General features: G+C 74.0%; 16 protein-coding genes. 8 read left to right on the top strand and 8 right to left on the bottom strand.

From position 1 onward, the window contains the following. The first annotated feature begins 76 nt into the window (after window positions 1-76). Both ACZ4WQ_RS22360 and ACZ4WQ_RS22355 read left to right on the top strand, forming a co-directional pair. Window positions 77-1,357 carry a sensor histidine kinase gene (locus ACZ4WQ_RS22360; protein ID WP_398373759.1) on the top strand — a complete coding sequence of 427 codons (1,281 nt, stop codon included), beginning with the start codon at window positions 77-79 and terminating at the stop codon, window positions 1,355-1,357. Then, entirely contained in the window at window positions 1,354-2,064 is a 711-nt protein-coding gene (locus ACZ4WQ_RS22355) for a response regulator (protein WP_398373758.1), read from the top strand. The genes ACZ4WQ_RS22360 and ACZ4WQ_RS22355 overlap by 4 nt, the downstream gene beginning before the upstream one ends. A gap of 34 nt (window positions 2,065-2,098) precedes the next feature. On the opposite strand, the gene ACZ4WQ_RS22350 is transcribed toward ACZ4WQ_RS22355, so the two are convergent. Then, the gene (locus tag ACZ4WQ_RS22350; protein WP_398373757.1) at window positions 2,099-2,917 is read right to left on the bottom strand and encodes an aminotransferase class IV family protein; all 819 of its coding nucleotides are present in this window, start codon (window positions 2,915-2,917) and stop codon (window positions 2,099-2,101) included. Window positions 2,918-3,032: 115 nt separating this feature from the next. Here ACZ4WQ_RS22350 and ACZ4WQ_RS22345 point away from each other — a divergent pair, with 115 nt between their 5' ends. The 3 genes from ACZ4WQ_RS22345 (at window position 3,033) to treZ (ending at window position 6,402) form a co-directional block, all read left to right on the top strand. After that, on the top strand, window positions 3,033-3,377 hold the full coding sequence (locus ACZ4WQ_RS22345) for a MerR family transcriptional regulator (protein ID WP_311723868.1): 345 nt from the start codon (window positions 3,033-3,035) through the stop codon (window positions 3,375-3,377). 204 nt (window positions 3,378-3,581) lie between these two features. Continuing rightward, entirely contained in the window at window positions 3,582-4,490 is a 909-nt protein-coding gene (locus ACZ4WQ_RS22340; protein WP_385347631.1) for a GNAT family N-acetyltransferase, read from the top strand. A 94-nt stretch (window positions 4,491-4,584) separates the two neighbouring features. Further along, on the top strand, window positions 4,585-6,402 hold the full coding sequence (treZ, locus tag ACZ4WQ_RS22335; RefSeq protein ID WP_398373756.1) for a malto-oligosyltrehalose trehalohydrolase: 1,818 nt from the start codon (window positions 4,585-4,587) through the stop codon (window positions 6,400-6,402). On the opposite strand, the gene msrB is transcribed toward treZ, so the two are convergent. The 4 genes from msrB to ACZ4WQ_RS22315 all read right to left on the bottom strand — a co-directional run bounded on the left by msrB (window position 6,354) and on the right by ACZ4WQ_RS22315 (window position 9,746). Continuing rightward, entirely contained in the window at window positions 6,354-6,761 is a 408-nt protein-coding gene (msrB, locus tag ACZ4WQ_RS22330) for a peptide-methionine (R)-S-oxide reductase MsrB (RefSeq protein WP_311723597.1), read from the bottom strand. The two genes, treZ and msrB, sit on opposite strands and share 49 nt — an antisense overlap. A gap of 8 nt (window positions 6,762-6,769) precedes the next feature. Next, on the bottom strand, window positions 6,770-8,200 hold the full coding sequence (murC, locus tag ACZ4WQ_RS22325) for a UDP-N-acetylmuramate--L-alanine ligase (protein WP_398373755.1): 1,431 nt from the start codon (window positions 8,198-8,200) through the stop codon (window positions 6,770-6,772). Window positions 8,201-8,328: 128 nt separating this feature from the next. Beyond that, on the bottom strand, window positions 8,329-8,805 hold the full coding sequence (locus tag ACZ4WQ_RS22320; RefSeq protein ID WP_385347637.1) for an indole-3-glycerol phosphate synthase: 477 nt from the start codon (window positions 8,803-8,805) through the stop codon (window positions 8,329-8,331). 119 nt (window positions 8,806-8,924) lie between these two features. Beyond that, a complete protein-coding gene (locus ACZ4WQ_RS22315; protein WP_311723600.1) occupies window positions 8,925-9,746 on the bottom strand; it encodes a pyrimidine reductase family protein in 822 nt (273 codons plus the stop codon). Window positions 9,747-9,855: 109 nt separating this feature from the next. Between ACZ4WQ_RS22315 and zapE the strand changes: the two genes are divergently transcribed. Both zapE and ACZ4WQ_RS22305 read left to right on the top strand, forming a co-directional pair. Further along, window positions 9,856-10,956, top strand: a complete 1,101-nt coding sequence (zapE, locus tag ACZ4WQ_RS22310) for a cell division protein ZapE (RefSeq protein WP_398374004.1) — start codon at window positions 9,856-9,858, stop codon at window positions 10,954-10,956. Between the two features lie 96 nt (window positions 10,957-11,052). Next, window positions 11,053-12,447, top strand: coding sequence for a PhoX family protein (locus ACZ4WQ_RS22305; protein ID WP_385347643.1), 1,395 nt, complete (start codon window positions 11,053-11,055; stop codon window positions 12,445-12,447). Window positions 12,448-12,521: 74 nt separating this feature from the next. On the opposite strand, the gene ACZ4WQ_RS22300 is transcribed toward ACZ4WQ_RS22305, so the two are convergent. Continuing rightward, window positions 12,522-14,141, bottom strand: coding sequence for an ATP-binding cassette domain-containing protein (locus ACZ4WQ_RS22300; protein ID WP_398373754.1), 1,620 nt, complete (start codon window positions 14,139-14,141; stop codon window positions 12,522-12,524). 13 nt (window positions 14,142-14,154) lie between these two features. Between ACZ4WQ_RS22300 and ACZ4WQ_RS22295 the strand changes: the two genes are divergently transcribed. Continuing rightward, a complete protein-coding gene (locus tag ACZ4WQ_RS22295; RefSeq protein WP_398374003.1) occupies window positions 14,155-15,003 on the top strand; it encodes a peptidyl-tRNA hydrolase in 849 nt (282 codons plus the stop codon). Between the two features lie 19 nt (window positions 15,004-15,022). Here ACZ4WQ_RS22295 and ACZ4WQ_RS22290 read toward each other — a convergent pair whose 3' ends face one another. Together ACZ4WQ_RS22290 and ACZ4WQ_RS22285 are read right to left on the bottom strand one after the other, a co-directional pair. Then, the gene (locus ACZ4WQ_RS22290) at window positions 15,023-15,637 is read right to left on the bottom strand and encodes a class I SAM-dependent methyltransferase (RefSeq protein WP_398373753.1); all 615 of its coding nucleotides are present in this window, start codon (window positions 15,635-15,637) and stop codon (window positions 15,023-15,025) included. A gap of 111 nt (window positions 15,638-15,748) precedes the next feature. Beyond that, window positions 15,749-16,873: a baeRF3 domain-containing protein gene (locus tag ACZ4WQ_RS22285; protein ID WP_385350884.1), complete on the bottom strand. Its 1,125-nt coding sequence runs from the start codon at window positions 16,871-16,873 to the stop codon at window positions 15,749-15,751. Window positions 16,874-17,081 lie beyond the last annotated feature (208 nt).

Genomic DNA, 17,081 nt, shown 5'->3' with positions numbered 1-17,081 from the left:
AAGGCCCTGCGACTTTGGTCGATACCCGCGTCCGAGGCGGCGACGGAGCCCATCCCTCCTCACTACATTCAACGGTATGAGCAGCTCGGACGCCGCGCCGACGGCGAACGCCAGAACGCGCCGCGCCCTGCGCGACTGGATCGTGGACGTGTGCTGCATCTCGCTCGCGGCCCTGTTCTCGCTGACGACCTCCGAGTCGATGGCCACGGACCCCTCGGTGTCCGACGAGGCGCTGTTCGCCGACCTGATGGCGGGCGCCCTGGCCTGTCTCGCGCTGTGGCTGCGCCGCCGCCGGCCGGTCGGGCTGGCGCTGGTCCTGCTCGCCGTCGGCACGGTCGCGTTCTACGTCTCGGGGCCGCTGCTCGTGGCGCTGTTCACGGTCGCGGTGCACCGGCCGCTGCGTACGGTCGCGTGGGTCGGCGGGGCGGCGCTGGCCCAGATCTTCGTCGCCCCGGCGGTACGCCCCGACCCCGACCTCGACTACACCGGAAACGTGCTTCTCGGGGCGCTGCTCGTCAGCGGCGCCATCGGCTGGGGCATGTTCGTGCGCTCCCGGCGCCAGTTGCTCGAATCGCTGCGCGACCGGGCCGCGCGGGCCGAGGCGGAGGCGGCGCTGCGCGCCGAGCGTACGCAGCGCCTGACGCGCGAGCGGATCGCCCGGGAGATGCATGACGTGCTCGCGCACCGGCTGTCCCTGCTGAGCGTGCACGCGGGCGCGCTGGAGTACCGGGCCGACGCGTCCCCGCAGGAGGTGGCCGAGGCCGCCGGGGTGATACGCAGCAGCGCGCACCAGGCGCTCCAGGACCTGCGCGAGGTGATCGGCGTGCTGCGGGCCCCGGACGCCGCCCCTGGCGCCACCGCCGCGGACGGCGCGCCCGACCGGCCCCAGCCGACCCTCGCCGATCTGCCGCGGCTGGTGGAGGAGTCGCGCCGGGCGGGCATGCGGGTGACGCTGTCGGACGAGGCGGGCGTCGCCGGGGCGGGCGCGGCGGCCGTGCCGGGCGCCACGGGGCGTACAGCCTACCGGATCGTGCAGGAAGGGCTGACCAACGCGCGCAAACACGCGCCGGACGCGGAGGTGGCGGTGACGGTGTCGGGAGCGCCCGGCGAGGGGCTGACCGTGGAGGTGCGCAATCCCGTAGGCGATCCCGTACGCAATCCCGTGCGCGCCCCGATGCGCGCCCGTACACCCGGTGCGCCGCCGGAGCACGAAGACCGGCCGGGGGCGATCCCCGGTTCGGGCCAGGGCCTGGCCGGGCTGGCCGAGCGCGCGGCGCTGACGGGCGGGCGGCTGGAGTGCGGCCCTTCGGACGCCGGGGACTTCCGGCTCCACGCCTGGCTACCGTGGCCCGCATGACCCCATCCCCTCCGGAACCCCCCACGCCCGCACCGGCAGCGGCCCCCGCCCCGATCCGCCTGCTGATCGTCGACGACGACCCGCTGGTCCGCGCCGGGCTGCGGCTGATGCTCGGCGGCGCGTCCTCCGGCATAGAGATCGTCGCCGAGGCGTCCGACGGCACCGAGGTGGACGCGCTCGTGGACCGCCACCTCCCCGATGTCGTCCTCATGGACATCCGCATGCCGACGGTGGACGGGCTGGCCGCCACCGAGCAGCTACGGAGCCGCGATTCCGCCCCCGAGGTGGTGATCCTGACGACCTTCAACGCGGACGAGCATGTGCTGCGGGCGCTGCGCGCCGGAGCAGCGGGCTTCGTACTCAAGGACACCCCGCCCGCCCAGCTCGTCGCGGCCGTGCGGCGGGTGGCCGCGGGCGAGCCGGTGCTGTCCCCCGCGGTGACCCAGCAGCTGATCGAGCATGTGGCGGGCTCCGGGCGGGACGGGCGGCGGGAGCGGGCCCGGGGGCTGCTGGACCGGCTGAACGACCGGGAGCGCGAGGTGGCGGTCGCCGTGGGCCAGGGCAAGTCCAACGCCGAGATCTCCGCCGGTCTGTTCATGAGCGTCGCGACCGTCAAGACGCATGTGTCGCGGATCCTGACCAAGCTGGATCTCAACAACCGGGTGCAGATCGCGCTGCTGGCCCATGACGCGGGCCTGCTCGAATGACGTCCGCCAAAGCCCCTGACGCCCGTCCGAACGCTCACGGGGCGGTGAGCGGTTCGGCCCGGTAGGCGCGGTGCAGCAGGTCCAGGAAGGCCGGCGCTTCGGGCAGGGGCACCGAGCCGATCCGGCGCACCGCCACACCCGGCGTCCAGGAGTTCATGACCACGCCCCCGGCCAGCTCCGGCAGGTCGGCGAGCGTGACCTCCTGGACGCGCTGGGGGACGCCGAGGCCGTCCAGCTGCCGGCGGACGATGCTCATGGTGATCCCGCCCAGCACCTCGGCCTCGGGCCACACCACCGCGTCCCCGTCCCAGAAGGCGAGGTTCCAGATCGTCGCCTCGCTGAGCCGGCCCCGGCGGTCGACGAAGGCGGCGTCGTCGAAGCCCTGGGCGACGGCCCGGCGGAGGAGGTAGGTCTTGGCCACCTCGCCGACGTGCTTCACGGCCGGGAGGAATCGTTCGTGCTCCATCGCCGCCAGCGCCAGCGGGCCCTCCGGGCCGGAGGCGGGCGGCCCGGTGCGGACCAGCACATCGAGCTTCGCCTCGCCGCTCGCCGTGAACTCCCCCGCCGGGGAGTAGACCGTGGCCGTCAGCGAGAGGTCGGCCGGCCCGGCTTCCAGCGCCGCCCGCAGATACGACCGCACCTGGTCGTCGGGCAGCGCGTGGCCGAACAGCTCCACCGAGGCGGTCCGCAGCCGCTCCAGATGGAGGTCGAGGCCCCGGACCCGGCCCCGGCGCACCTGCATGGCGGTGAAGTGGGCGTAGCCCGCGAACGCGAGCGGCGCCAGCTCCTCGGCGGTCGCCGCTCGTCCGTTGCGGTGTGCGACAAAAGCGCCAAAATCGGAAAGGGAAGTCATGAACGCTCCAACGGATGACGGAATCGGCGGAATAACCGCCCGCGGAATGACGTTAGGGGTTCACACCGATGGAAGGGTCAAGCTCGGAAGTGGGGCGGAACGCATGGCAGGGCGCATGCTGATCGGGGAGTTGTCCCGGCGCACCGGGGTCAGCACGCGGTTGCTGCGGTACTACGAGGAGCAGGGGCTGCTCGAGGCCGGACGCGGCCCCAACGGCTACCGCGACTATGACGAGGGCTCGGTGGTCACGGTGCGGCAGATCCGCGCCCTGCTGAGCGCCGGGCTGTCCACCGAGGTGATCCGTACGCTGCTGCCGTGCGTCCGGGGCGAGCAGCCGGGGTTCGACTGGTGCCCGGACATACGGGCCACCCTCCAACGGGAGTTGGCGGCCGTGGACGAGCGCATCGACGACCTCCAACGCAACCGGGGCGCGCTCGCCGACTATCTGGCGCAGCCCTGAGCCGTCCCCGTCGGGCACCCGGAAAAACGCCTGGACATGAACTCGTCGGCCCGCATAGTGTGCGGGCACGCCCGTGATCGAGGAAGGAGGCGAGAGCCATGGACATCATCACGTTCCCGCGCTCCCGCCCCTTGTCCGCCGGGCGTACCTGAAGTCTGATCTCCGATCCGACCGGGAGCGCATCGTATTCCCGGAAGGAATCCCATGACCGATCTGGTCATCCGCGCGCTCACCGAGGGCGACGCACATCTCTTTCACACCCTGCACGACCCCGCGCTCGTCGGCCGCGCCCGCTTCGGCTTCACCTACCGCACCCGCGCCGAGGGCGGCGACTACCGCCCCGACTGGACGTGGGTCGCGCTGCGTGACGACCGCGTGGTCGCCCGCGCCGCCTGGTGGGGCGCGGGCGACGACAAGGCCCCCGTCGCGCTGGACTGGTTCGACTTCGCCGACGGCGAGGCCGACGCGGCGGCGGAGCTGCTGCGCACCGCCCCGCTGCACACCGAGTACAGCCTGCTGGTGGCGCCCGGCTGGCGTGAGCGGCCCGAGGAGCGGGCGGCGGCACAGGCCCGGATAGACGCCGCCATCGCCGGCGGAATGAAGCCGCTGGTGGAGCGCTACCGCTACGAGTGGACGCCCGAGTGCGGGCTGCCCGCGCGGCCGGGGCGGCTGGAGTTCCGGCCCGAGCCCGACGACGCGGTGATCGCCGACGTGCTGCGCCGCATCATGCCGGGCACGCTCGACGCACACGACCTGCGGGCCATCGAGCAAGGGGGCATCGACGCCCCGGTGCGCGAACTGATGGACTTCTTCAACTGGTGCCCGTCGCCGCGCGAGTGGTGGCGGCTGGCGTGGACGCCGGAGGGCGAGCTGGTCGGCATCCAGGTGCCCGCGCACAACCCGTCCGGCCCGTGCGTCGGCTACATCGGGGTGGTCGACGGGCAGCGCGGCCACGGCTATGCGTACGACCTGCTGGTGGAGTGCACCCACGACCTGGTGGAGCGGGGCGCGACGAAGATCGCGGCGGCGACCGACCAGCCCAACATCCCGATGGCCAGGCACTTCGCCAAGGCGGGCTATCCCATCACCCAGGAGCGCATCGACCTCGTCTGACCTCATCCGACCTCATCGCGGCGTTCCTGCTGCGCGGCGCGCCCCGCGTCGCGCAGCATGGTTCCCCGGACGCCGATGAGGTGAGGAGAGGCCAGTGCTGTTCGAGGTGTGGGCGCCGCGCGCCGGGCGGGTCGGGCTCCAGCTGGAGGGACATACGCACCCCATGGAGCGCGACCCGGCCCGGGAGGGGTGGTGGCGGGCGGCAGCCGAGGCCGCCCCCGGCGCGCGCTACGGCTTCGCGCTGGACGGCGGCGCGCCGCTGCCCGACCCGCGCTCCCGCCGCCGGCCCGACGGCCCCGAGGGCCTGAGCGCGGTGGTCGACCCCGCGGGCTTTTCGTGGCGGCGGGAGTGGCGGGGGCGGGCGCTGCCGGGCGCGGTCCTGTACGAGCTGCACATCGGCACCTTCACCCGTGAGGGCACCTTCGACGCGGCCGCCGAGCGCCTGCCGCACCTGGCGGAGCTGGGCGTCACCCACATCGAGTTGATGCCGGTGTGCCCGTTCCCGGGGACGCACGGCTGGGGGTACGACGGGGTGGCGCCATGGGCCGTGCACGAGCCGTACGGGGGGCCGGAGGGGCTCGCGCGCTTCGTCGACGCCGCGCATGGCCACGGCCTCGGCGTGGTGCTGGACGTGGTCCACAACCACCTGGGCCCGTCCGGCAACCATCTCCCCCAGTTCGGTCCGTACTTCACCGACACCCACCACACACCGTGGGGTGCGGCCGTCAACCTGGACGCCCCCGGCTCGGACGAGGTCCGCGCGTACTTCCTCGGCAGCGCCCTCGCCTGGCTGCGCGACTACCGCCTGGACGGGCTGCGTCTTGACGCGGTGCACGCGCTGCGCGACACCCGGGCGCGCCACTTCCTCGCCGAGCTGTCCGCCGCCGTGGACGCGCTGGCCGTGGAGGTGGGCCGGCCGCTGTTCCTGATCGGCGAGTCCGATCTGAACGACCCGCACACCACGGCGCCGCGCGAGGCGGGCGGCCACGGCCTGCACGCGCAGTGGAACGACGACTTCCATCACGCCCTGCACACCCTGCTGACCGGCGAACGGCAGGGCTATTACGCCGACTTCGCCGAGCAGGGGCCGCACGCCCTGATGAAGACCCTGCTCGGCGGCTTCTTCCACGACGGCACCTACTCGTCCTTCCGCGGCCGGACCCACGGCGCCCCGCTCAACACCCTGGCCACCCCCTCGTACCGGCTGCTGGGCTACGCCCAGACCCATGACCAGATCGGCAACCGCGCGACGGGCGACCGGCTCTCCGCCCGGCTCTCCCCCGGGCTGCTGGCCTGCGCGGCCGCGGTCGTGCTGTGCTCCCCCTTCACACCGATGCTCTTCATGGGCGAGGAGTGGGGGGCCGGCACGCCCTGGCAGTACTTCACGGACCACCAGGACCCGGAGCTGGCCGAGGCCGTACGGCGCGGCCGGCGCCGCGAGTTCGCCGCCCACGGCTGGGCGGAGGAGGACATCCCCGACCCACAGGACCCGGCGACGCGGCTGCGCTCCTGCCTGGACTGGTCCGAGCCGGACCGCGAGCCGCACGCGGAGCTGCTCGGCTGGTACCGGCGGCTGATCGGGCTGCGCCGCGCCGAACCGGCCCTGGCCGACCCGTGGTGGTCCGCCACCGGGCTGTCCGTCGCCGCGGACGGCTGTCTCGGCTTCCGGCGCGGCCCCCTGTACGTCCTGGTCAACCCGCGCGACCGCCCGGCACAGGCCCGGCTCGGCGCCCCCGCCGCCGACGGCGCCGAGGTCGTCGCCGCCTGGCGCCCCACCGACCCGCCCGCCGCGGACGGCACCCTGCGGCTGCCGCCGGAGACGGCCGTGGTGCTGCGGTGCGGCGGCGGCCGGGCGGGGCCGGATCAGCCCTCCCTGGGCTCCAGCCGCAGCGAGATCGAGTTGATGCAGTAACGCTGGTCGGTCGGGGTCGGGTAGCCCTCGCCCGCGAAGACATGGCCGAGGTGGGAGCCGCAGCGGGCGCAGCGGACCTCGGTGCGGACCATGCCGTGCGTGCGGTCCTCGATCAGTTCGACGGCGGAGGAGTCGGCCGGGTCGTAGAAGGACGGCCAGCCGCAGTGGCTCTCGAACTTGGTCTGCGAGGTGAACAGCTCGGCCCCGCAGGCCCGACAGGAGTAGACGCCGGTCGTCTTGGTGTCGGTGTACTCACCGGTGAAGGCGCGCTCGGTGCCGGCCTCGCGGAGGACGTGGTACTCCTGCGGGTTCAGCTCCGCGCGCCACTGCTCTTCCGGCTTGTCGATCTCGTACGGCATGGAATCTCCTAGCTCTCGGCGCTCTCGACGCTCCGCAGGCGGGCGAGGATCTCCGGACCGAGGTCCGTGACGTCGCCGGCGCCCATGGTGAGAACAAGGTCACCGGGCTTGGCCATTCCTGCGATCAGCCCGGGGATCGCGGTCCGATCGTGCTCGGCGGCGACGTCCGCGCCGTGCCGGGCCGCGGCGTCGATCACCAGGGCGCTGGTGATGCCGGGGACGGGGTCCTCGCGGGCGGGGTAGATGTCCAGGACGACGCTGGCATCGGCGAGCGCGAGGGCCTCGCCCATCTCGGCGCCCAGCTCGCGGGTGCGGCTGAAGAGGTGCGGCTGGAAGACCACCAGGACCCGGCCGTCGCCCGCGCCACCGCGGATCGCCTCCAGGTCGGCGGAGATCTCGGTGGGGTGGTGTGCGTAGGAGTCGATGACCTGCACCCCGGCCGCGACGCCCTTGAGCTGGAGGCGGCGCTTGACGCCGGTGTACGAGCCGAGGGCGGGGGCCAGCTCGCGGGCGGGGACGCCGAGGGCGGCGCCCGCGGTCAGGGCGGCGACGGCGTTCAGGGCGTAGTGGCGGCCGGGGACGGAGACCGTGAAGGTCAGCTCGCCGCCGCCGAGGGCGTCCGCGAGCGCCACGGTGACCTCGCTGGTCAGCCCGTGCTGGGTGATCCCCAGCACGTGTACGTCCGCGTCCGGGTGCTCGCCGTAGGTGAGGACGCGCAGCCCCTCGCGGCCGGTGACGCGGCCGGTCAGCTCGCGGGCGCCGGGGTGGTCGGCGGAGATCACCAGGGTGCCGCCGGGCCGGATCCGTTCCACGAAGGTCTGGAACGACTCGTGGATCTCCTCCATCGAGGCGTAGTTGGCGTGGTGGTCGAGCTCCACGTTGAGGATGATCGCGACCTTGGGCGCGTACTTGTGGAAGCTGCGGTCGCTTTCATCCGCCTCGGCGACGAAGATCTCGCCGCCGCCATGGTGGGCGTTGGAGCCGGGGGCGTCCAGGTCGCCGCCGATCGCGTACGACGGGTCGAGGCCGAGGGCGGTGAGGGAGACGGCCAGCATGGAGGTGGTGGTCGTCTTGCCGTGGGTGCCCGCGACCGCGATCGGGCGGGCGCCGTCCATCAGGCCGGCCAGCGCGTCGGAGCGGTGTATGACCGGGACGCCGCGCTCGGCGGCGGCGACCAGCTCGGCGTTGTCGGCGCGGATCGCGCTGGAGACGACCACGCTGGTGGCGTCGGCGGCCAGGTGCCCGGCGGCGTGGCCGATGTGCACCGTCACCCCGAGCTCGCGCAGCGCCTCGACGGTCGGGGAGTCCTTGGAGTCGCTGCCCGCGACCCGTGAGCCGCGCATGGCGAGGATCTTCGCGATGCCCGACATCCCGGCGCCGCCGATGCCGATGAAGTGCGGTCGGTCCATCGCGTCGGAGGCAAAGCCGGCCGGTGCCATGTGCGGGTCTCCCCTGGGTCGCGGTTCGTCGCTGTCGGCCCCGATTCTCGCACCCCGTGAGGACGGGTCCGGCGAAGGCCCGTCCGGTGCACAGCGGCGGCAGCGGCGGCAGCGGCGCGCGGGCGCGCTCAGCCGCGCTTCGTCGGCTGTTCCTCGTCGGCCGCGTGGGAGAAGAGCTTGAGCACGGGGACGCCCACCTTGTGCCGCGCCCGGGACGCCCAGTCGCGGTGGAAGAACTCCTCCACGAAATGCGGCGCGGTCAGCACGATCACCTCGTCGGCGTGGGCCTCCTCGACGACGCCCCGCAGCGCGTCCAGCGGGTGGCGCTGGACGACCTGCCCGCGGGCCTCGGCGCCCGCCACGCGCAGGGCGGCGACGGAGTGGGCCAGGGCTCGCTCGGCGGGCTCCAGCGCCTCCTTCCCCTCGGGCTCCTCACGCTCCTGGACGGCCTGCTCCAGTTCGCCGAGCGCGATGTCGTCAATGGCGCGCAGCAGCCGGTCCTTGCTGCCCCGCGGCTGCATGAGCACCACGAAGGAGACCGGGTCGTCGCCGTGCAGGCCGGTGACGAATTCCACGTCGACGGGGCTCAGGGGCATCTCGATCATCAATACGCTCGTGAACACGGGCGGCGCCCTTCTTCTGCGATATATCTACGATATATCCTTTATATTCCGCTTTCGCCAGGTTTTCGCCAGGTTTTTGCCAGGTTTTCGCCGGGTTTTCGCTAAGGCTGATTATCGCCGTATTGGCGCTTCCGACGGTAGCTGGTGAAGAGAAACCCGGCGTCCTCCAGGACAGAAGAGAGAGCGAACCGTTCCGGTTCCATCAGCGTGGGGCCGTTGACGATCCGCTCCGCGTCGCCCGCCGCCACCATCGGCGCCAGCGACAGACACAGCTCGTCCAGCACCCCGGCCGCCGCGAACTGCCCGAGCAGCTTCGGCCCGCCCTCCGACAGCAGCCTGGTGAGGCCCCGCTCGGCCAGCGCGGCCACCACCCGCGCCGGTTCCACCCGCCGCCCCTCCCCCGCCAGGACCACCTCGGCCCCGGCCGCACGGGCAGCCGCCACCCGCTCCGCGGGCGCCTGCGCGCCGGTGACCACGAGCGTGGGCACCAGCGGCTCGGTGAACAGCGGCAGCGAGAAGTCCAGGTCCAGACTCGCGCTGACCACGGCGATCGCGGGCACCGGCGGACGGCCCAGCGCCGCCCGCCGCGCGGCGAACGCCTCGCGGGCGCGGGCCGGGCGGTAGCCCTCGCGGCGTACGGTCTCGGCGCCGACCACGACCGCGTCGGCCAGCCCGCGCAGCACCCCGAAGATCCGCATGTCGGCGGCGGAGGACAGCGGCTGCGACCGGCCGTCGTGGTGGGCGGCTCCGTCCAGCGAGGACACCATGTTGGCCCGCAGCCAGGCCCCCGCGGGCCGCCCCGGCCCGGCCGGGGACTCCGGGTAGGCGTAGAGGTCCGCCAGCTCGTCCAGAGCCCACTCGCGGTCCTCCCACGGGGACGGTCCGGTCGGCGGGTCGGCGGGCAGTGGGAACAGGCGTCGCATAGGCCGCAGTGTGACATGCCTCCCTATCGGACGGTGACCTCCCCCGAAGGGACTACGCTGGGAGTTTGTGTCATCGCGAACCACCACGTCCGACAGGCCCGCGGGTCCGATAGCCGAGGAACCCCCCGGCAATACCGACATCCCCGCCGCCCCCGTCGCCCTCGCCTCCCGCACCCCGCACGTGCCCGCCGAGCGTCTGGTCGCGGAGATGGTCCCGCCGCCGCGCTTCTCGACGGTGAGCTTCGACAACTACATCCCGGACCCGGGACAGCCCAGCCAGGCCACGGCCGTCAAGGAGCTGGCGGCCTTCGCCACCTCCGTCGGCGGCGGCCCGGGGGCGGCGGAGCCCCGCCGCAGGAGCTGGTTCCGCCGGGAGTCCAGGCCCACCGCGCCGCGCGGCCCGCGCGGGATGTATCTGGACGGCGGCTACGGCGTCGGCAAGACCCATCTGCTGGCCTCCCTCTGGCACGCCACCCCGGGCGCGCCCGAGAAAAAGGCGTTCGGCACCTTCGTCGAGCTGACCAACCTGGTCGGCGCCCTCGGCTTCCAGCAGACCGTGCAGACGCTCAGCGGCCACCGGCTGCTGTGCATCGACGAGTTCGAGCTGGACGACCCGGGCGACACCGTGCTGGTCTCCTCGCTCCTCGGCAAGCTGGTCGACGCGGGGGTCGCGCTGGCCGCCACCTCCAACACGCTCCCCGGCAAGCTCGGCGAGGGCCGGTTCGCCGCGGCCGACTTCCTGCGCGAGATCCAGGGGCTGTCCGCCCACTTCCGGGCGCTGCGCATCGACGGCGAGGACTACCGCCACCGCGGTCTGCCGAAGGCCCCCGCCCCGTATTCGGACGAGGCCGTCACCCGCGTCGCGCACCGCACGCCCGACGCCTCGCTCGACGACTTCCCCGCCCTCCTCGAGCACCTCTCCCGGGTACACCCGAGCCGCTACGGCGCGATGTGCGACGGAATCCACGCGGTGTGTCTGACCGGGGTCGGGCCGGTGCCCGACCAGTCGACCGCGCTGCGGCTCGTGGTCCTCGCGGACCGGCTGTACGACCGCGAGGTGCCGGTGCTGGCGTCCGGCGTGCCGTTCGACCGACTCTTCAGCGAGGAGATGCTCCAGGGCGGCTACCGGAAGAAGTACTTCCGGGCGATATCCCGGCTCACGGCGCTCGCCCGCGACGCGGGGCGGCTGACGGAGCAGCCGGGCGACTGACGGAGCAGCGGCGCGCGATCGGATGGTTCCCGTAAGCGAATTCGCGTGATACACACGTGCGGTCACATTTCCTGTCCGCCAACAGGGAGTTACCGCATGTCAGTAACACGACGTCAGGCCCTGGCCCGCAGCGGCGCGGCCGGTGCCTCCATCGCCTTCGCCGGTGCCATCTCCGAGCTCTTCGCCGGCACCGCCGCGGCCGCCGAGCCGGGCCCGCAGGCCGCGGCCGGCTCGGGCGGGTACGGCCCGCTCGTCCCCGACCCCGACGGCCTTCTCGACCTCCCCAAGGGCTTCCGCTACCGGGTGCTGTCCCGCGAGGGCGACGAGCTGCGCTCCGGCGAGGGCAAGGTCCCCAGCAACCACGACGGCATGGCGGCCTTCCCCGGCCGGTCCGGCGCCAGAGCCCGCACCCACCTGGTCCGCAACCACGAGAACCGCCCCACCGCCGCGATCCGCGTCCCCGCGGTCAAGGGCCTCACCTACGACCCCATGGGCATGGGCGGCTGCACCGCCCTCGAACTCGACGCCGGCAACCGCGTCCTGGCCGAACACGTCGCCATCGCGGGCACCGCGGTCAACTGCGCGGGCGGCCCGACCCCCTGGAACACCTGGCTGACCTGCGAGGAGACCGAGGACAAGGCCGGCACCAACGGCTACACCAAGGACCACGGCTTCATCTTCGAGGTCGACCCGTACGACCCGCGCCGCACCGGCGCCGTGCCGCTCACCGCGATGGGGCGCTTCCAGCACGAGGCCATCGCGATCGACCCGCGCAACGGCGTCGTCTACGAGACCGAGGACGCCTTCGACAAGCCCTTCGGCCTCTTCTACCGCTTTCTGCCGCGCAAGCCGCTCGGCGGCACGGGCTCGCTGCGCGCGGGCGGCGACCTGTACGCGATGCGCGTGCCCGGGGTGCGGGACCTGTCGGTCGTCCAGGAGACCGGCACGACCTTCCACGACATCGAGTGGGTGCCGGTCCCCGACCCGCTGGCCGGACAGACCCCGATCCGGTTCCAGGACTTCGGCCCCCAGGGCATCACGCACGCGCAGAAGCTGGAGGGCTGCTACTGGGGCGGCACATCCGTCTATTTCGTCTCCAGCTTCGCCAAGAGCGCGAACGGCTCGGCCGCCGACCACTACGGGCAGATCTGGCGGTACGACCCGGACCAGCGCCGCCTCACGCTCGTGATCGTCTTCGGCCCGAGCACGGACGTCCAGCTGCCCGGCGAGTCACCGGACAACATCACGCTCGCGCCCAGCGGCGGCCTGATGGTCTGCGAGGACGGCAGCGGCGCGCAGCATGTCTACGGGCTGACCAGGCGCGGGGAGGTGTACCCGATGGCCCGGGGGCGCCAGAACCTGGGCACCCCGGAGGAGCCCGAGTGGGGTGAGTTCGCGGGGGTGACCTTCTCGGCCGACCGCCGCACGATGTACGTCAACTGCTACACCCCGGGCACGACCTTCGCGGTGACCGGACCCTGGCGCCACTGAGCCCCGCCGCTCCGCGGCCTGCTCCGCCCGCCTCGGCCGGAGCGGGCCGTCCGCGCCGACGCCCCCGTACGGCCTCAGGACCGTCGTGAGCTGAGCGCGCAGGCCAGCGCGGTCGCCCCCGCGGCGGCCGCGGCGGTCAGGGCGAGCGGCAGCAGGGGCAGCGTCACGGTGCCCGTGTGCGAGCCGCCGACCAGGTCGGACACGGCGGCGTTCGCGGGCGACACCTGGACCACCAGCACCAGGAGCGAGGCGACCGCGGTGGCCTGGATGCCCCAGCCGTTGCTGAGCAGCAGCGGACGGCTGAACAGCACGCCGACCACCACGCCCAGCAGGGCGCAGATGAGCGCCGCGAGCAGCCCGGCGGACGTCGCGTCGAGGCGTGAGATGTCGATCCGCTGATCGGAGGTCTTCGGATCGCTGATCAGGGCGACGAACAGCGCTCCCGCGACGCCGAGCACGGCCGCCGCGGACAGCCCGGTGAGCACGGCGCCGAGGTGGACCCGGGCCGGGCTCGTCGCCGCGGCGGAGCAGTTGCGCGCCGCGGGCGGCTCGTTGCTGACGCACACGCGCACCAGCCAGGCCGCGATGGGGAGCAGTGCGCCCGCGGCGTACCCGAAGGAGTCGAGGATCGGCTGGCCCGCCGCCACGCCGATGCCCATGAACGCCGCGTACAGGACGATCGGCGGCACCCAGCGCTGCGAGCGGGCCAGCAGCGCCGCCTGATAGCGCAGCAGCGCGGGCAGCCGCCGCCCGGCCGCCGCCCCGGCTCCGGCCGGCCGCGGCCGGGGCCGCCGCTCCGGGGCGCCGGGGACGGCCCGGCCCTGGGCGGGCGCGGGCGTCACCGTGCGGATGTGCCAGGGCGGCCGGGCGGTGAGGAGCGCGCGCAGCAACGCGTCGGAGTGGGCGGCGGCGACCGTCAGCCGGACGGCGGGCGCGGCCCCGCCCGGGCCCGGCTCGCCGGCCGGGTCCCCCGGCAGGCCGTCCGGCAGCGAGACCCCCGGCGGACCCTCCACCTCGACGCATACGCGCGCCTCGGCGGCCCGGCCGGTCGGTGCGGCGCTCGGGAGGGGGGCGGCGGGCGTGCCCGGCGCCCGGACGAGCCGGGTGTCCACGACGTGGAGGACCTCGTCGGCGGCGTCGGCCAGGCGGCGTGGGTCGTGGTCGACGAAGACGACCGCGGCGCCGTCGGCGACGCGGTCGGTGACCGCCTGGTCCAGGACGGCGCGGGCGGCCTGGTCGAGACCGGTCCAGGCCTCGTCGAGGACGAGGAGGTCCGGGGCGGCCAGGAGGGCCTGGACCACGGCGACCTTCTGGCTGGTGCCCTTGGAGAGCTCGGCGAGCGGGATGCGCGCGTGGCCGCCCGCGTCGAAGCGCTCCAGCCACTCCTCGGCCCCGCGCGCCGCCACGGCGCCGCTGAGGCCGTGGAGGCGGCCGAGGTGGGTGAGGTAGCCGAGGGCGGTGAAGGGCAGCTCCGCGGGGAAGCGCTCGGGGACGTACGCGGTGCACGGGCGGCCGGTGATCCGGCCGGTGGTGGGTGCGTCGATGCCGGCGAGCAGCCGCAGGAGGGTGGACTTGCCGCTGCCGTTGCTCCCCACCACCCGGATCAGCGAGCCCGGCCGTACCTCGAGGTCGACGCCGTGCAGCACCCATGGCCCGCGCAGGCCGTAACGGCGGCCAACTTCATGCAGCATCATGCCGGTTGAGCCTATGCGGTCGCGGCCGTTCTGGGGGCACGTCGGCCCGGGTGGCACACTGGGGCCCGTGACCAGCGCCGACACCAGCCCCGACACCAGCCCCGGCCTCTCTTCCGACACCGGCTCCGCCCGCACCAGCCCGTTCCGGCACTCGGAGACCGACCGGGACGCCGCGCCGCAGTTCGTGCTGCCCCTGGTGGTGCACATCGAGAAGGCCGCGCCCCCGGCCCGTACGGACGCCCTGGAGACGGCGGCGCGCGCCGTGCTCGTGCTGCTGTCGGACGAGCGGGCGACGGCGCCGGACGGCGAGTGGACGGAGGCCGTGCGGAGCTGGCAGGACGCCCGGATCCGCAAGGTCGTACGGCGGGCGCGGGGCGCGGAGTGGCGGCGGGCCGAGGCGCTGCCGGGCATCACGCTCGGCGGCCCGGCGGCCGAGGGCGGCGCGGCGGCGGCCGAGGTGCGGGTGTTCCCCCCGGTGCCGCTCGACGGGTGGCCGAAGGACCTGGCCAAGCTCCAGGTCTCGGGCACCGACCTGGACGACCCCGAGCCGCCGCCCGTGCCGGATCCCGCCACGCCGGTGCTGTGGCTGAACCCGGAGATCGCCATGTCGGCGGGCAAGGCCATGGCGCAGGCCGGGCACGGCGCGCAGCTCGCGTGGTGGGAGCTGGACGACGCGGCCCGCATGGCCTGGCAGGCGGCCGGCTTCCCGCTGTCGGTGCGCACCCCGTCGGCGGACCACTGGGCCCGGCTGGTCGCGAGCGGTCTGCCGGTGGTGCGCGACGCAGGGTACACCGAGATCGCGCCCGGCTCGTGCACGGTCGTCGCCGACCACCCGGCCCTGCGCGGGCCCGGCCGCGCCTGACGGCCCTGTTCGCCCTCGCCTACCGGCCGCCGGCGCTCCGTCGGCGGATCGCCCGGGTCACGACCGGCGGGAGCACATCGGCCGCCAGCCTGCGGACCGGGCCGCGGCGGCGCGGCGCGGACGGCGCGGAACGGTCCGGCGTCGGGCACCGCGCGCCGGGCTCCACCTCAGTGCGCCCGGCCTCGCGGGGCTCCTCGGCGTACCGGGAGCGGGGCGCGGCCGGGTTGGGCGGGCGACCCGAGAAGCGCAGCACCCGCTGTCCGGCGATCTCCTGCACGCTCAGGTGCGTCCCGGCCCGCCACTCCTCGTCGGCGATCAGCTCCTCCTGGAGCGGCTCGGGGTCACCCCAGGCGCCGTACAGCTTCTGGGTGCTCAGACACACCGGCCGCAATCCGCGCAGGAACACCGCCTCCCAGGTGGCGGCCGCCACGCCCGGGATGTGCTCGGAGCGGAAGTCGTCCAGGGCCACCACCCCGGTCGGCACCATCGCCGTGCGGGCGGCGTCGATGTCGCCCGCCACGTGCTCGTACAGATGCGCGGCGTCGACGTGGACGAAGCGGCAGCTGTCGGGGGCGACATGGCGCGGGACGAGCGAGGTGGGGCCCTGGACGACGTCCGGGGCTGTTGCCGTCATGGTGCTGTCCTCGGTCGGTCGCTTGCGGTGGGGGGTGACCGGCCGCCACGCTGGCAGCGGCAGGCAACGCCGCGTCGTCCCCACTGTGAGCGTTCTGTGACCGAAGACCCGTCAGAAACGAAGGACCGCCGCGATGCGCTCGTGCGCGGCCAGGGAGTCGTCCGGGACGAAGGCGACCTCCGCGCCGGTGTCCAGCGCGGTCTCGATGATCTCGTCGACGATGTCCTCCAGCACCGCCGCGCCCAGCTCGGCGGGCGAGCCCTCCTCGGGGTCGACCGGGGTCAGATGCTCACCGGCGACCCTCACGGTCCGCTGGTAGTTCTCCTCGACGGCGAGCAGCTCGATCCGGCCTTCCTTGCTCACCTGCCAGACCTCCTCGAGACCGGCGGCGAAGGCGCGGCGCCCCTGCGCCATCCCGATGCGTTCGAGGACGCGCCCGGTGTGCCGCGCCGCCTGCTCCCGCAGGGCGGGCCGGAGCGCGTCGGCGAGCGCGCGGGCGGGGCCGTGCTGGAGCCCGCCCTTGACGACCCTGCTGTCGGCCGCCTTGGCCGCCGAGCCGACCTCCTCCAGGAGGCTCAGCGCGGGGGCGAGCCCGACCAGGTAGAGCGGGAGCGGGTCGGTGGTCAGCAGGGCGTCCAGGGCGGTGTCGACCTGCCGCAGATAGGTCCGGGTGCCCTCGTCGTCGTACGGGCCGGGGACGTCGCCGACCCGCTCCTTGCGCTCGACGTCCTCGTTGTCCATCGGCTCGGGCTCCAGCGGGAAGCCCGCGGCGCGCTCCTCCACCAGGTTGCCGTCGCTGCCGCGCCACAGCGTCGTACGGTCCACGGCGACCGCCAGCACCCAGTAGGGGCGAGTCCGCTCCCGCGCCGCGACCAGGTTGCGGGTCAGGAAGGTGTCGCTGAAGACGACGCGCTCGGGGGCGGCCCTCGGCAGGGACCACACCTCGTTCTCGTCCTTCGCCGCGCAGATCACGAGCGAGTCCAGGGCGTAGCGCAGGTCCACATCGGCCAGGGCCCGGTCGAGCTGCCCGCTGATGTCGTAGCGGGCCTCGCGCGGGACGTCGGGGTCCGCCTCCAGCCGGCGCTTGGCCTCGGCGATCAGGTTGCGCAGCCGCACGGTGTCCGCCGGGCGGTAGGGCTCGCGGCGGTGGGTCGGCAGGGTGATGGTGACCGCGGGGTAGGGACGCCTGGCGCGGAGGGCGGTCAGCGTGCGGGATGTCAGTCCGGTGGTACGCATCCGTTGCCTCTCACCTCTTGACGTGTTTATCCAGCATCGCCCAGGACCGGCGGCGGCGCATCGCGGGGCGGCGGCCGATCAATGCGGGGCCCGTGTGAAGAGACGGTAATTCTTCAGTGATACTGGTGAGCCGTACTGTCTCCGGGGGCGCGACCCGTGAGGGGGGCTTGAAGACCTTGAAGGCTTTGAAAGCGTTAAGGCCGAGGAA

It is taken from the genome of Streptomyces sp. NPDC028305 (genome assembly GCF_055569495.1).
Note: the sequence above shows the minus strand (reverse complement) of the source record. Positions and strands in the feature narration are given on the sequence as shown.

Bases quoted from the DNA above. Each gene is read 5' to 3' on its own strand.
- ACZ4WQ_RS22355 (WP_398373758.1), top strand. From the start codon at position 1,354: ATGACCCCATCCCCTCCGGAACCCCCCACGCCCGCACCGGCAGCGGCC.
- ACZ4WQ_RS22315 (WP_311723600.1), bottom strand. From the start codon at position 9,746: ATGCGACGCCTGTTCCCACTGCCCGCCGACCCGCCGACCGGACCGTCC.
- murC (WP_398373755.1), bottom strand. From the start codon at position 8,200: ATGGCACCGGCCGGCTTTGCCTCCGACGCGATGGACCGACCGCACTTC.
- ACZ4WQ_RS22290 (WP_398373753.1), bottom strand. From the start codon at position 15,637: ATGACGGCAACAGCCCCGGACGTCGTCCAGGGCCCCACCTCGCTCGTC.
- ACZ4WQ_RS22305 (WP_385347643.1), top strand. From the start codon at position 11,053: ATGTCAGTAACACGACGTCAGGCCCTGGCCCGCAGCGGCGCGGCCGGT.
- ACZ4WQ_RS22340 (WP_385347631.1), top strand. From the start codon at position 3,582: ATGACCGATCTGGTCATCCGCGCGCTCACCGAGGGCGACGCACATCTC.
- ACZ4WQ_RS22320 (WP_385347637.1), bottom strand. From the start codon at position 8,805: ATGATCGAGATGCCCCTGAGCCCCGTCGACGTGGAATTCGTCACCGGC.
- ACZ4WQ_RS22285 (WP_385350884.1), bottom strand. From the start codon at position 16,873: ATGCGTACCACCGGACTGACATCCCGCACGCTGACCGCCCTCCGCGCC.
- ACZ4WQ_RS22350 (WP_398373757.1), bottom strand. From the start codon at position 2,917: ATGACTTCCCTTTCCGATTTTGGCGCTTTTGTCGCACACCGCAACGGA.
- ACZ4WQ_RS22345 (WP_311723868.1), top strand. From the start codon at position 3,033: ATGCTGATCGGGGAGTTGTCCCGGCGCACCGGGGTCAGCACGCGGTTG.
- msrB (WP_311723597.1), bottom strand. From the start codon at position 6,761: ATGCCGTACGAGATCGACAAGCCGGAAGAGCAGTGGCGCGCGGAGCTG.
- ACZ4WQ_RS22300 (WP_398373754.1), bottom strand. From the start codon at position 14,141: ATGATGCTGCATGAAGTTGGCCGCCGTTACGGCCTGCGCGGGCCATGG.
- ACZ4WQ_RS22360 (WP_398373759.1), top strand. From the start codon at position 77: ATGAGCAGCTCGGACGCCGCGCCGACGGCGAACGCCAGAACGCGCCGC.
- ACZ4WQ_RS22295 (WP_398374003.1), top strand. From the start codon at position 14,155: ATGCGGTCGCGGCCGTTCTGGGGGCACGTCGGCCCGGGTGGCACACTG.